The sequence below is a fragment of the Streptomyces sp. NPDC044044 genome (assembly GCF_056434405.1).
In genome coordinates, this window is record NZ_JBWKFG010000004.1 from 303,204 (window position 1) to 315,672 (window position 12,469).

Here is a 12,469-nt window from a genome sequence, read left to right on the forward strand (position 1 = left end):
CCCTCTGCCCCCACCCGGAGGAGAGATTCCCCGTGCAGACCGTGTACGCGTCGCACCCGCTCACGACCACCCTGGCCGCGGCCAAGGGCCCCGACACCGGCGACACCGCCTGGCTGCTCGCGGCCACCGCCCTCGTCCTGCTGATGACACCGGGCCTCGCGCTCTTCTACGGCGGCATGGTCCGCACGAAGAGCGTCCTCAACATGCTCCTCATGAGTTTCGTGTCGATCGCCCTGGTCACCGTGGTGTGGCTGCTCGCCGGCTACTCGCTCGCGTTCGGCGACGACACCTTCGCAGGACTGATCGGCGGCGTCGACCACCTGGGCATGGCGGGCATCGGCCCGAGCACGCTCACGGGTACGGTCCCGACCCTCCTGTTCACCACCTTCCAGCTGACCTTCGCGATCCTCACCACGGCGCTGATCAGCGGCGCGATCGCGGACCGCGCGAAGTTCACGGCGTGGCTCGTCTTCGTGCCGCTCTGGGCGCTGCTCGTATACGTTCCCGTGGCGCACTGGGTCTGGGGCCCGGACGGCTGGATCTCCTCGTCACTCGGCGCCCTGGACTTCGCGGGCGGCCTGGTCGTCGAGATCGCGTCCGGTGCGTCCGGCCTCGCGCTCGTCCTGGTCATCGGCCCGCGCATCGGCTTCAAGAAGGACGCGATGCGCCCGCACAACCTGCCGATGGTCCTGATGGGCGCGGGCCTGCTCTGGTTCGGCTGGCTCGGCTTCAACGGCGGCTCGGCCCTCGGCGCGAACGGCCTCGCCGCGGCATCCCTCCTGAACACGCTGCTCGCCGGCTGCACGGGCCTGCTGGGCTGGCTCTTCGTGGAGCAGAAGCGCGACGGCCACCCCACCACCTTCGGCGCGGCATCGGGCGCGGTCGCGGGCCTGGTGGCGATCACCCCCGCGTGCGGGGTCGTCGGGGTGCTCGGCGCCGCGGTGGTCGGTCTCGCGGCGGGCGTGGTCTGCTCGTACGCCGTGGCCTGGAAGTTCCGCTTCGACTACGACGACTCCCTCGACGTCGTGGGCGTCCACCTGGTCGGCGGCGTGGTCGGCACGCTCCTGATCGGCCTGTTCGCGACGGCCACGATGACGGACGGCGCGGAGGGCCTCTTCTACGGGGGCGGGCTCGCCCAGCTGGGCAAGCAGGCGGTGGCGGTGCTCGTCGTGGCGGCGTACACGTTCGCCGTGACGTACGGCATCGGCAAGGCGATCGACAAGCTGATGGGCTTCCGCGCGTCCGCCGACGACGAGATGACGGGCCTCGACCAGACGCACCACGCGGAGACGGCCTACGATCACGGCGTCCTGGTCGGCCCGATGAAGGGGAGCAACGTCGCATGAAGCTCATTACCGCGGTCATCAAGCCGTTCCGCCTCGACGAGGTGAAGACGGCGCTCCAGGAACTGGGCGTACAGGGCCTGACCGTCACCGAGGCGAGCGGCTACGGACGCCAGCGGGGGCACACGGAGGTGTACCGGGGCGCGGAGTACCAGGTGGACCTGGTGCCGAAGGTGCGGATCGAGGTCGTCGTCGACGACATGGACGCCGACCCGGCGATCGACGCGATCGTCCGCGCGGCGGCGACGGGAAAGATCGGCGACGGGAAGGTGTGGGCGGTCCCGGTGGAGACGGTGGTGCGGGTACGGACGGGAGAACGGGGCCCGGACGCGGTGTGACTCCGGCGAGTTCGTCCTCAAACGCCGGCCGGGCTGAAAGTTCAGCCCGGCCGGCGTTTGAGGCCATCTTGTACGGGGTCTGAGGCAGAGCCCCAGCCAGGCCCTCGCGCCCAGCGAGTTTTCGGGAAGGGGCGGGGTTGGGGAATGGATCAGTTGGCCTGAGCCCGCACCCGGACCTCACCATCAGGCCCCGCCAGGAAAACCGGCGTCCCGGCCCCGCCAAGGTCCGCGACAGCGGAAAGATCCTCCGCGGAGAGCGCCTCCGCGCCGGAGACGACCGCCGCCGCCTCCAAGGACTCCGCACCAGAGGCGACCGCCATCGCCACGGCGGTCCGAAGCGCGGAAAGCTTCAGGGAGTCGAGGGAAACGGTCCCGGCGACATAAGTCCGCCCCGTCTCGTCCCGCACAGCGGCCCCCTCGGCCACCCCGTTCCGCGCCCGCGCCGAACGAGCCAGCGTCACGATCTTCCGGTCCTCAGCGTCAAGCGCAGCACTCTCGGTCATGAGCCGAGCATACGGAGCTCGAAGCGCTACACGGCCACCGGGTACATCGACCCCCGCCGCCCCTCGGGCGACGCGAGCCACTCCAGTTTCGCCGCCGTATCCGCCTCCGCGAGCGGCGTGTGCAGCACGATCGTCAGGTCGGGCCGCGCCGGCACCCGCAGGGCCGTCGACTCGACGTGCAACGCCCCCACCAGCGGATGCGTCAGCTCCTTGTGGACCTGCCCGGCGGGCCGCACGTCCCGCCGCTCCCACAGCTCGGTGAACTCCTCGCCCGCCGATTCCCGCAGCTCGGCGAGGATCGTCTGGAACCCCTCGTCCTCCGGGGCCTCCGAGCACGAGGCGCGGAACTGCGCGACGACCGTCTCCGCGTTCGTCCGCCAACTCACGCTCCGGGAGCGGTAGATGGGGTCGGTGAAGAAGTCCACGAGACAGTTCTGGGTGATCTCGGGGCGCATCCCGAAGACCATCCCGGCCGCGTCGTTGTACATGACGCAGTTGTAGTAACGGTCCATGATGTGCGCCGGGTACGGCATCCACGTGTCGATCAGGCGCTGCATCCCGTCGCACATGTCCCGGTCGCCCTGCTCGACCTCGGGGGCGGGCGGGTTGAGCCCGGCAAGGGCGTACAAGTGCCGCCGCTCGGCGCTCGACAGCTTCAGGACGCGCCCCACGGAGTCAAGGACCTGCGGCGACACCGAGATGTCGCGGCCCTGCTCCAGCCACTGGTACCAGGACGCGCCGACCCCGGCGAGCACGGCGACCTCCTCGCGGCGCAGACCCGGCGTACGCCGTCGCGCCCCGCCGTCCGGAAGTCCCGCCTCCGCGGGGCTGACCCGGGCGCGGCGGCTCATCAGGAACTCGCGCAGTTCGCCGAGGCGCCGCGCCTTGGACTCGTCCTGGGGCCGGGCAGCCGCAACGGCCGCCGCCTCGCTCGTCCCTGCCATCCGCGGCTCCCCCTCTGCCTGGTGTTGCGACCACCAGCATAAGTTCCCGCTCCCCACGGGTATTCCGGAGACCCGAAGCTCATTCCCATGGCGATCGACACCACCACTCCCCCGTCCACCGCGGCCCCCGAACCCGAGCTGCTCCAGGCCCCCAAGCTCTCTCCCCGCGACAAGCTCGTCCTCTTCGTGCTCTGCGCCGCCCAGTTCATGGTCGCGCTCGACTTCTCCGTCCTGAACGTGGCGCTGCCCGTGCTCGGCGGCGACCTGGGCATGAGCCAGTCCGCGCTGCAGTGGGCGGTGACCGCGTTCGCCCTTCCCTCCGGCGGCTTCCTGCTGCTGTTCGGCCGCACCGGCGACCTGTTCGGGCGGCGCAAGCTGTTCCTCGGCGGCCTCGCCCTGTTCGGCCTCGCCTCGCTGCTCGCGACCTTCGCCTGGGACCCGGCGTCGTTCCTCACCGGGCGCGCGCTGCAGGGCGTGGGCGCGGCGGCCATCGTGCCGACCGGCATGTCCCTGCTCACCACGACCTTCCCCGAGGGCCCGCAGCGCGACCGGGCTCTCGGCATCTCCGGCACGCTGCTCTCGCTCGGGTTCACGGTCGGCATGGTCCTGGGCGGCGTACTGACCGACACGCTCGGCTGGCGCTCCACGATGGGTCTGCTGACCCTCTTCGTCCTGATCGTGCTGCCGCTCGCGCCGGGCCTCCTGCCCGAGTCCCGCACCCCTGACCGCCCCCGCCTCGACATCCCCGGCGCGGTCACCGTCACCGGCGGTCTGCTCGCCCTGATCTACGCGCTCTCCACGGCGGCCGAACGCGGCTTCGGCGGCACGGACGTCATCGTCACGCTGGTGGCCGGCGTGCTGCTGCTCGCGGCCTTCGGCCGGATCGAGTCGCGCGCCGCGTCCCCGCTGGTCTCGCTGCCGATGCTGCGGCGGCGGACGGTGGCGTGGGGCAACCTGGGCGGTCTGGTCACCTTCTCGATGATGTCCGCGGTCGTCTTCGTCCTCACGCTCTACCTCCAGGAGGTCCTGGAGCTCTCCGCCTTCCGGACGGGTCTCGTCTTCGGCGTGCAGGGTGTGCTCTCGGTGGTCGCCGGGATCTACGCCCCCAAGGTCATCAGCCGCTTCGGGGCACGCCGCACCCTCGTCGTCTCGCTCCTCGGCCAGGGCCTGTTCATCGCGGCGCTGCTCGGCATCGACGACGGCGTCCGGTCGGTCTGGCTGGCCACGGCGGGCGTCTCGGTGGCGAGCATGTTCCACCTCGGCGCGATCATCTCGTACGGCGTGACCGTCACGTCGGGCGTCCCGGACGAGGAGCAGGGCCTGGCCACGGGCCTGGTGACGTCCACCCAGCAGGTGGGCATCACGATCGGCATCCCGCTCCTGGGAGTCCTCGCGACCACCGGCACGGATCTCCTGGCGGGAACGCGGACGGTGCTCCTGATCGACGCGGCGGTCCTGCTGGTGGCGGCGGCCCTGGTGGGGACGGGCCTGCGCGCCAGGCGCACCGGCTGACGGCTCAGGGCCGGTCGAGCCGGAGCCGCACAGCCTTCGGGAGGCCGGCGACCACCAGGTCGTACGAGTCCTCGATCAGCTCCCGGACCATCGCGTCCGGGAGCTTCGCGTCCACCGTCACGGTGTTCCAGTGCCGCTTGTTCATGTGCCACCCGGGCACGATCTCCGGGTGCGCGGCCCGCAGCTGGACCGCCATGTCCGGATCGCACTTGAGGTTCACGGTCAGCGGCTTCGCGTCCAGCGAGCTCAGCGCGAACATCTTCCCCGCGACCTTGAACACCGAGGCCTCGGGCCCGAACGGAAACTCCTCCGCCGCGTCGTTGAACGACAGGCAGAACGTACGCAGTTCCTGCGGGGTCACCCCGAGGTCCCCTCCCCCTCGTCCTTGGACACGACCGGCTCCACGAGCACCGTCACGATCTTGTTCCGCCGCCCCGCGGCGGACTCCGCGGTCAGCCGCAGCTCGCGCCCGTCCGGCAGCGGCACGACCGCCGACGCCCCGGCGATCGGCACCCGGCCGAGCGCCTTGGCCAGCAGGCCGCCGACCGTCTCGACGTCCTCGTCGTCGAACTCGTCGAGCCCGAAGATCTCGCCGAGGTCTCCGATGTCCAGGCGCGCGGTGACGCGGTAGCAGCCGTCCGCGAGCTCCTCGACGGGCGGCAGTTCACGGTCGTACTCGTCGGTGATCTCGCCGACGATCTCTTCGAGGATGTCCTCGATGGTGACGATGCCGGCCGTGCCGCCGTACTCGTCGATGACGACGGCGACGTGGTTGCGCTCCTGCTGCATCTCGCGCAGCAGGTCGCCCGCGTTCTTCGTGTCGGGCACGAACGTCGCCGGGCGCATCGCCGTCGACACCAGGTCCGACTCGCTGTCGCGGTTGATGTGCGTCTTGCGGGCGAGGTCCTTGAGATACACCATGCCGACGACGTCGTCCTCGCTCTCGCCCGTCACCGGGATCCGCGAGAAGCCGGACCGCAGCGCGAGGGTGAGCGCCTGCCGGATGGTCTTGAAGCGCTCGATGGCGACCAAGTCCGTCCGGGGCACCATGACTTCGCGTACGAGGGTGTCGCCGAGCTCGAAGACGGAGTGCACCATGCGGCGCTCGTCGTCCTCGATGAGGGATTCCTTCTCGGCGAGGTCGACCATCGCCCGCAGCTCGGCCTCGGAGGCGAACGGGCCGCGCCTGAAGCCCTTGCCGGGTGTGAGCGCGTTGCCGATGAGGATCAGGAGCGGCGGGATCGGGCCCATGATCCGGGCCAGCGGCAGCAGGACGTACGCCGCGGCCGTCGCCGTGTTGAGCGGGTGCTGGCGGCCGATGGTGCGCGGCGAGACGCCCACGGCCACGTACGACACGAGGACCATCACCGCGATTGCGACGGCGAGCGCCTGCCAGGTCTCGTCGAATTCGTTCAGGCAGGCATACGTCACCAGGGACGCCGCGGCCATCTCGCACGCGACGCGCACGAGCAGCGCCACGTTGAGATAGCGGGTGGGGTCGGCGGCGACCTGTGCGAGCTTGGCGCTGCCGCGCCGCCCGGAGCGGACCGCTTCCTCCGCACGGAAGCTGGAGGTGCGGGCGATGCCCGCCTCGGCGCAGGCCGCGAGCCAGGCGACGACGACCAGGGCGACGGCGCCCGCGATCAGCTGGAAGCTCATGGCGTTACGAGACGGTGGGCGCCGGAGACGGCCCGGTCAGGCCGTTCTCGGCGCGCCAGCCGTCGACGATGGCCGCCTGGAGGCCGAACATCTCGGCCTTCTCGTCCGGCTCCTCGTGGTCGTACCCGAGCAGGTGCAGGACTCCATGGACGGTGAGCAGCTGGAGCTCCTCGTCCATGGAGTGCTCCGTCTCCGCTTCCTTGCCCTGCTTGAGCGCCACCTCGGGGCAGAGCACGATGTCGCCGAGGAGACCCTGCGGGGTCTCCTCCTCGTCCTTGGCGGGCGGGCGCAGCTCGTCCATCGGGAAGGACATGACATCCGTCGGTCCCGGCAGGTCCATCCACTGGATGTGCAGCTGCTCCATGGCGTCGGCGTCCAGCACGATCACCGAGAGCTCGGAGAGCGGGTGGATGCGCATCCGCGCGAGTGCGTAGCGGGCGATGTCGAGGATCGCCTGCTCGTCGACCTCGGTTCCGGATTCGTTGTTGACGTCGATCGACATGGTGCGGCTTCCGCTACTTCCCGTTTTTCTTGTTCTGCTGACTGTCGTCGTACTTCTCGTACGCGTCGACGATACGGCCGACCAGCTTGTGCCGTACGACATCGCTGGACGTGAGCCGCGAGAAGTGCACGTCGTCGATGCCCTCCAGGATGTCCTGGACCTGGCGCAGACCCGACTTCGTGCCGTTCGGCAGGTCGACCTGCGTGACGTCGCCCGTGATCACGATCTTCGACTCGAAGCCGAGGCGGGTGAGGAACATCTTCATCTGCTCGACGCTGGTGTTCTGTGCCTCGTCCAGGATGATGAACGCGTCGTTCAGCGTGCGGCCCCGCATGTACGCGAGCGGGGCGACCTCGATGGTCCCCGCGGCCATCAGACGCGGGATCGAGTCGGGGTCGAGCATGTCGTGCAGCGCGTCGTACAACGGCCGCAGGTACGGGTCGATCTTTTCGTAGAGCGTGCCCGGCAGGAAGCCGAGACGCTCGCCTGCCTCGACGGCGGGGCGGGTCAGGATGATGCGGTTGACCTGCTTGGCCTGCAGCGCCTGCACGGCCTTGGCCATGGCGAGGTACGTCTTGCCGGTGCCCGCCGGGCCGATGCCGAAGACGATGGTGTTCTTGTCGATCGCGTCGACATAGCGCTTCTGGTTAAGCGTCTTGGGGCGGATCGTGCGGCCGCGGGACGAGAGGATGTTCTGCGTGAGGACCTCGGCCGGGGTCTCCGGTCCGTCGCCCTCTCCTGCCTCGTCCGCCCTGAGCATGGCGATCGAGCGTTCCACGGCGTCCTCCGTCATCGGCTGACCGGTGCGGAGCACCAGCATCATCTGGTCGAACAGGCGCTGGATGAGGGTGACTTCATGGGCGTCACCGACGGCGCTGATCTCATTGCCCCGGACATGGATGTCGGCCGCCGGGAAGGCCTTCTCGATCACGCGCAACAGGGCGTCTCCGGAGCCGAGCACCGTCACCATCGGGTGGTTCGCCGGAACGGTGAAGTGGGCTCGGGCCTGACCCTGGGCAGGGGTATGAGCTGTGGGTGTCTGAGTCATGGGCCGGCGCTGAAGGCCTGCTCATCCTCCTCATGCGGGGCTTGGTGGCCGCTCGACAGCCTTGCACTGCCAAGAGTACGACGCACCACTGACACTGCCGTAGGGCTTTTCCACTCCGGTCACGCACGGCTGTGCGAACTCCGGCGCCGGTCTACGCCGACCTGAACCCGATCGTGGGCACGGCGCGCCGCAGCGGCCACGGACGCGTGGCCTCCGGAAGCAGCCCTTCCAGGAACCCGTACCGCCGCAGCGCCACGGGGTCCTGGTCGTCGACCTCCCGCACGGTCCGCCACCACGTGGCGACCTCCGCCCAGCCCGGCGCCGACAGGGACCCGCCGAACTCCTGCACCGAGAGCGCCGCCGTGAGCCCCGCGAAGGCGAGCCGGTCCGCGAGGGGCCAGCCGGCCAGGGTGCCGGTCACGAAGCCCGCCACGAAGACATCACCGGCCCCCGTGGGATCGAGGGCCTCAACCGCGATGGCCGGAACCTCGGCGGTCTCGCCGGTCCTCCCGTCCACCGCGTACGCCCCTTCCGCACCCAGCGTCACCACGGCGAGCGGAACGTGCTCGGTCAGCGCCCGCGCGGCGGCCCGGGGGCACTGGGTCCGCGTGTACCGCATGGCCTCCTCCGCGTTCGGCAGGAACGCCTCGCAGTGCTCCAGGTCGGCGAGCCCCGCCAGATCCCAGCGCCCGGTGTCGTCCCAGCCCACGTCGGCGAAGATCCGGGTGCCCGTGCGCGCGGCCTCGGCGATCCACGGCTCGCGGGTGCCGGGCGTCAGGGAGGCCACGGCGGCACGCGCGCGGGGCGGGCACGCCGGGGCGCCGCCGTTCGGGGACGCCGCGTCGGGCGGCGGCTCGTGCCCGTGGCTGACCATGGTCCGCTCGCCCTCGTACGCCATGGAGACGGTCACCGGGGAGTGCCAGCCGGGCACGGTGCGCGACGTCGCGAGGTCGATGTTCTCGCCCTGTTCGAGCGCGTCCCAGCAGTACTCCCCGTAGTGGTCGTCCCCGAACGCCGCCGCGAGCGAGGTGCGCAGGCCGAGCCGGGCGAGCGCGGTCGCCATGTTGGCGACGCCACCGGGGCTCGACCCCATACCGCGCGCCCAGGACTCGGTGCCGCGTACGGGCGCCGAGTCGAGTCCGGTGAAGATGATGTCGAGGAAGACCGTGCCGGTGAGGAAGACGTCGCAGGGCGGATCGCCTGCTCTGCGGGCTCCCTTGAGCGGGTCGATGCTGGGTTTGAGGGGTACGACCATGCAGGCAACGTAACGGATGAAGCTCGTCGGAGGCCGAATGCCGGACGGGCCGAGGGTTCGGCCCGTCCGGCGCTCCGGGGTCCTGGCCGCTAGCCGCCGAGCTCCGCCTCGATGAGATCGGCCGCCCGAGCCGTGCCGCCCTCGGCGCGCGCATCGGCCTTGAGGCGGGCGGCCCGAGCCGCGACGTCGGGATCGGACGTCAGCTCGAGGAGAGCGGACCGCAGCGTGTCGGCGGTCGCGTCGGCGGTGTCGATCCGCCGCGCCACCCCCAGCTCCACGAGCCGGTCCGCGTTCATCGGCTGCTCGGCCCCCTGGGGCACCGCGATCATCGGCACGCCGGTGAAGAGGCCTTCACTGCTGCTGCCCATGCCCGCGTGCGTGACGAACGCGTCGGCCTGCTCCAGGATCGCCAACTGCGGCACCCACGAGCGCACTTCCACGTTCCCCGGCACCTCACCGAGCTCCGCGGGATCCACGTGCTTGCCGATCTGCAGCACCACGTGCCACCCCGCGAGCCCGCCGAACGCGGCCACGCAGGTGCGGTAGAACCCGGGCTGCTGGGTGTACGCGGAGCCCAGCGACACGAGCAGCACCTTCTCGGCGCCCCCGGGCCGCTGCCAGCTCCCCTGCCCCGACCGGTCCCCGAAGCAGGGCCCGACGAAGTCGACCCGCTGCGGATCGACCCGGTCGGCGGAGATCTGCATGGCCCGGGGGATCATCGCGACGGCGCGGTCGGGAGTCCCCGAGAAGGCGCCGACGTCCAGGGTCGTGGCCCCGGTCCCCGCGAGCCACTCCCCGAACCGTGCCTCGAGCTCGGCGGCCCCGGGCAGCTGCTGAATGTGCGCCGCGACCTCCTCCTGATAGCCCTCCCAGGCCACGAAGGTGGGCGACAGCTGCACGAACGGCCGCCCCTGCTCCTCGGCCAGCGCACGCGCGACGTACGCGCCGATGTCGTACAGATACAGATCGGCGGGGTCGTCGCCGTAGAACGAGCGCAACTGCGGAAGGACCGCCATCGCGTCGTCGAGGAAGAGAGCGCTCGCGGCGATCGGGTCCTCGGGCCAGATGTTGTCCTTGAACGGCAACAGCGAGGTGCACGGGACGAGTTCGGCGCCGGTGGGCTCGATCAGCTCGCGGGTCGCCGGGTCGTTGGCATACGTCACCCGGTGCCCGCGCGCCACCAGTTCGCGGATGATCTCCAGGCTGGGCAGCACATGGCTGACCATCGGGACACCGACCATGGCGATATGGGCAGGCCGACGGGACGTTCGACGATTCATGGATGAGATTCCTTCGCGTGATTCAACTTCCTACGGGCGAGGACACGACGGCCCGGCGCCTGCCGCTGATCGCGGGGCGCTCGGGCCTGTCAGGTCGGTGTCAGCCGTAGAGCTGAATGAAGGAGTCCATGGGCGGACCGTAGTCCGGCCCCCGACGATCAGTCGAACGAATATTCCGCGACCTCGGCGATGTACCGCGCCCGAAGAGCCTCGTCCTCCGGGCTCCCGTCGAGGAAGGAGGCCTCGAACGAGTTCCGCGCGAGCTCGCGCAGCCGCTCCTGGTCGAGACCCAGCGCCTCCCGCACCGCGTGGAAGGTGTCGTCGACGTATCCGCCGAAGTACGCCGGGTCGTCGGAGTTGACCGTGCACAGCAGCCCGGCGTCCATCATCCGCGCCAGAGGGTGCTCCTCCAGTACGTCGATGGCGCGCAGCCGCACATTGGAGAGCGGGCAGAGCGTGAGCGGCGTCCGCTCCCGCACGAGCCGCTCCACGAGCTCCGGGTCCTCCATGCAGCGCAGCCCGTGGTCGATGCGTTCGACGCCCAGGACGTCCAGGGCCTCCGTGATGTACGCGGGCGGCCCCTCCTCGCCCGCGTGGGCGACGCGGCGCAGACCGAGCGCGGCCGCCGCCTCGTACACCTCGCGGAACTTGGCGGGCGGATGCCCGACCTCGGCGGAGTCGAGCCCGACGCCCACGATGCGGTGGAGATGGGGCCCGGCGGCCTCCAAGGTCTCCAGAGCCGACTCGGCGGACTGGTCCCTCAGGAAGCACATGATGAGCCGGGTCGAGATCCCGTGCCGCTCCTCGCTCCGCTCCAGGGCGCGCCCGAGCCCCTCCATCACGGTGCCGATGCCGACGCCGCGCACCATGTGCGCCTGCGGGTCGAAGAAGATCTCGGCGTGCCGCACGCCCTGCCGGGCGGCCCGCGCCAGATAGGCGTCGGCAAGCTCCTCGAAGTCTCCCTCGGTAACCAGAACGGCCATCAACCCGTAATAGAGATCAAGAAAGGACTGCAGATCATCGAAGAGATAGGCCTTGCGCAGGGCTTCGGTGTCCGCGTACGGGAGGGTGACGCCGTTGCGGGCGGCGAGGGCGAAGGCCAGCTCGGGTTCGAGCGTTCCCTCGATGTGGAGGTGGAGTTCGGCTTTGGGAAGGGGCATGGCGGCGGCTCACTCAGGTGGTTCGTTTGGGCAGAGGTACACGCAACAGGTCTTGCGCGACGGTGAGTTCACCGTCGAAGCCCGCGTCCCGGGCCTGCTGCTCGAATGCGCCGGGGTCGGGGTAGCGCTGGCTGAAATGGGTGAGTACGAGATGCCGTACGCCGCGGTCCACGGCCACGCGTGCGGCCTGACCGGCGGTCAAGTGCCCGTGATCGAGGGCGAGTTGCTCGTCCTGGTCGAGAAAGGTGGACTCGATGACGAGCATGTCGCAGCCGTCGGCGAGGGCGTGGACGCCGTCGCACAGCCGGGTGTCCATCACGAAGGCGAACCGCTGCCCCCGCCGCACCACGCTCACGTCGTCGAGCGTGACGCCCCGCAGTTCACCCTCCCGCTGGAGGCGCCCCACGTCGGGCCCGGCGATGCCGTGCGCGGCGAGCAGCTCCGGCAGTATCCGCCGCCCGTCGGGCTCGGTGATGCGGTAGCCGAATGACTCGACGGGGTGGGAGAGCTTGGCGGCGTCGAGCGTGAACGAGGGGGTGACGGCCAACGGCCCATCGGCCACCACGGGTTCCTCGACGAGCGAGACGGTCTCCCTGTAGGCGGTGGCATACCGCAGCCGGTCGAGGAAGTGCTGCCCGGAGCGGGGGAAGTGCACGGTCACGTCGTGCGGAACCCGGTCCAGGTTGATGCGCTGGATGACGCCCGGAAGCCCGAGCGAGTGATCACCATGGAAGTGGGTGACACAGATCCGATGCAGATCGTGCGCGGCGACCCCGGCACGCAGCATCTGCCGCTGCGTGCCCTCGCCGGGGTCGAAGAGAATGCCCTGCCCGTCCCAGAGCAGGACGTACCCGTTGTGGTTGCGGTGCCGGGTGGGAACCTGGCTCGCGGTGCCGAGAACCACCAATTCACGTACGGACAAGGC

13 protein-coding genes are annotated in these 12,469 nt (G+C 70.4%); 3 read left to right on the forward strand and 10 right to left on the reverse strand.

Annotated elements, in window-relative coordinates:
- The first annotated feature begins 32 nt into the window (after window positions 1-32).
- Both AC07AG_RS17100 and AC07AG_RS17105 read left to right on the forward strand, forming a co-directional pair.
- The gene (locus AC07AG_RS17100; protein WP_478755894.1) at window positions 33-1,346 is read left to right on the forward strand and encodes an ammonium transporter; all 1,314 of its coding nucleotides are present in this window, start codon (window positions 33-35) and stop codon (window positions 1,344-1,346) included.
- Entirely contained in the window at window positions 1,343-1,681 is a 339-nt protein-coding gene (locus AC07AG_RS17105) for a P-II family nitrogen regulator (protein ID WP_478755895.1), read from the forward strand. Before AC07AG_RS17100 ends, AC07AG_RS17105 begins: the two co-directional genes overlap by 4 nt.
- Before the next feature lie 149 nt (window positions 1,682-1,830).
- On the opposite strand, the gene AC07AG_RS17110 is transcribed toward AC07AG_RS17105, so the two are convergent.
- The gene (locus AC07AG_RS17110; RefSeq protein WP_478755896.1) at window positions 1,831-2,184 is read right to left on the reverse strand and encodes a cytidine deaminase; all 354 of its coding nucleotides are present in this window, start codon (window positions 2,182-2,184) and stop codon (window positions 1,831-1,833) included.
- Window positions 2,185-2,210: 26 nt separating this feature from the next.
- Window positions 2,211-3,035, reverse strand: a complete 825-nt coding sequence (locus AC07AG_RS17115) for a helix-turn-helix transcriptional regulator (protein WP_478756303.1) — start codon at window positions 3,033-3,035, stop codon at window positions 2,211-2,213.
- Window positions 3,036-3,215: 180 nt separating this feature from the next.
- Between AC07AG_RS17115 and AC07AG_RS17120 the strand changes: the two genes are divergently transcribed.
- Entirely contained in the window at window positions 3,216-4,640 is a 1,425-nt protein-coding gene (locus tag AC07AG_RS17120) for an MFS transporter (RefSeq protein ID WP_478755897.1), read from the forward strand.
- 4 nt (window positions 4,641-4,644) lie between these two features.
- Here AC07AG_RS17120 and AC07AG_RS17125 read toward each other — a convergent pair whose 3' ends face one another.
- The 8 genes from AC07AG_RS17125 to AC07AG_RS17160 form a co-directional block, all read right to left on the reverse strand.
- Window positions 4,645-5,001: an MmcQ/YjbR family DNA-binding protein gene (locus AC07AG_RS17125; protein ID WP_478755898.1), complete on the reverse strand. Its 357-nt coding sequence runs from the start codon at window positions 4,999-5,001 to the stop codon at window positions 4,645-4,647.
- Window positions 4,998-6,299 carry a hemolysin family protein gene (locus AC07AG_RS17130; RefSeq protein ID WP_478755899.1) on the reverse strand — a complete coding sequence of 434 codons (1,302 nt, stop codon included), beginning with the start codon at window positions 6,297-6,299 and terminating at the stop codon, window positions 4,998-5,000. Before AC07AG_RS17130 ends, AC07AG_RS17125 begins: the two co-directional genes overlap by 4 nt.
- Window positions 6,300-6,303: 4 nt before the next feature.
- On the reverse strand, window positions 6,304-6,801 hold the full coding sequence (gene ybeY, locus AC07AG_RS17135) for an rRNA maturation RNase YbeY (protein ID WP_249589985.1): 498 nt from the start codon (window positions 6,799-6,801) through the stop codon (window positions 6,304-6,306).
- A gap of 13 nt (window positions 6,802-6,814) precedes the next feature.
- A complete protein-coding gene (locus tag AC07AG_RS17140; RefSeq protein ID WP_249589984.1) occupies window positions 6,815-7,849 on the reverse strand; it encodes a PhoH family protein in 1,035 nt (344 codons plus the stop codon).
- Window positions 7,850-8,000: 151 nt separating this feature from the next.
- Window positions 8,001-9,104, reverse strand: a complete 1,104-nt coding sequence (locus AC07AG_RS17145; RefSeq protein WP_478755900.1) for a carbohydrate kinase family protein — start codon at window positions 9,102-9,104, stop codon at window positions 8,001-8,003.
- Between the two features lie 89 nt (window positions 9,105-9,193).
- The gene (locus tag AC07AG_RS17150) at window positions 9,194-10,384 is read right to left on the reverse strand and encodes a macrolide family glycosyltransferase (RefSeq protein ID WP_478755901.1); all 1,191 of its coding nucleotides are present in this window, start codon (window positions 10,382-10,384) and stop codon (window positions 9,194-9,196) included.
- Between the two features lie 158 nt (window positions 10,385-10,542).
- Complete coding sequence (locus tag AC07AG_RS17155) at window positions 10,543-11,544, reverse strand: adenosine deaminase (protein ID WP_478755902.1); 1,002 nt, start codon at window positions 11,542-11,544, stop codon at window positions 10,543-10,545.
- A 13-nt stretch (window positions 11,545-11,557) separates the two neighbouring features.
- Window positions 11,558-12,466: a ribonuclease Z gene (locus AC07AG_RS17160; RefSeq protein WP_478755903.1), complete on the reverse strand. Its 909-nt coding sequence runs from the start codon at window positions 12,464-12,466 to the stop codon at window positions 11,558-11,560.
- Window positions 12,467-12,469: the final 3 nt, after the last annotated feature.

Coding starts and splice junctions, on each gene's coding strand:
- AC07AG_RS17105 (WP_478755895.1), top strand. CDS start 1,343: ATGAAGCTCATTACCGCGGTCATCAAGCCGTTCCGCCTCGACGAGGTG.
- AC07AG_RS17110 (WP_478755896.1), bottom strand. CDS start 2,184: ATGACCGAGAGTGCTGCGCTTGACGCTGAGGACCGGAAGATCGTGACG.
- AC07AG_RS17115 (WP_478756303.1), bottom strand. CDS start 3,035: ATGAGCCGCCGCGCCCGGGTCAGCCCCGCGGAGGCGGGACTTCCGGAC.
- AC07AG_RS17120 (WP_478755897.1), top strand. CDS start 3,216: ATGGCGATCGACACCACCACTCCCCCGTCCACCGCGGCCCCCGAACCC.
- AC07AG_RS17130 (WP_478755899.1), bottom strand. CDS start 6,299: ATGAGCTTCCAGCTGATCGCGGGCGCCGTCGCCCTGGTCGTCGTCGCC.
- ybeY (WP_249589985.1), bottom strand. CDS start 6,801: ATGTCGATCGACGTCAACAACGAATCCGGAACCGAGGTCGACGAGCAG.
- AC07AG_RS17140 (WP_249589984.1), bottom strand. CDS start 7,849: ATGACTCAGACACCCACAGCTCATACCCCTGCCCAGGGTCAGGCCCGA.
- AC07AG_RS17145 (WP_478755900.1), bottom strand. CDS start 9,104: ATGGTCGTACCCCTCAAACCCAGCATCGACCCGCTCAAGGGAGCCCGC.
- AC07AG_RS17150 (WP_478755901.1), bottom strand. CDS start 10,384: ATGAATCGTCGAACGTCCCGTCGGCCTGCCCATATCGCCATGGTCGGT.
- AC07AG_RS17155 (WP_478755902.1), bottom strand. CDS start 11,544: ATGCCCCTTCCCAAAGCCGAACTCCACCTCCACATCGAGGGAACGCTC.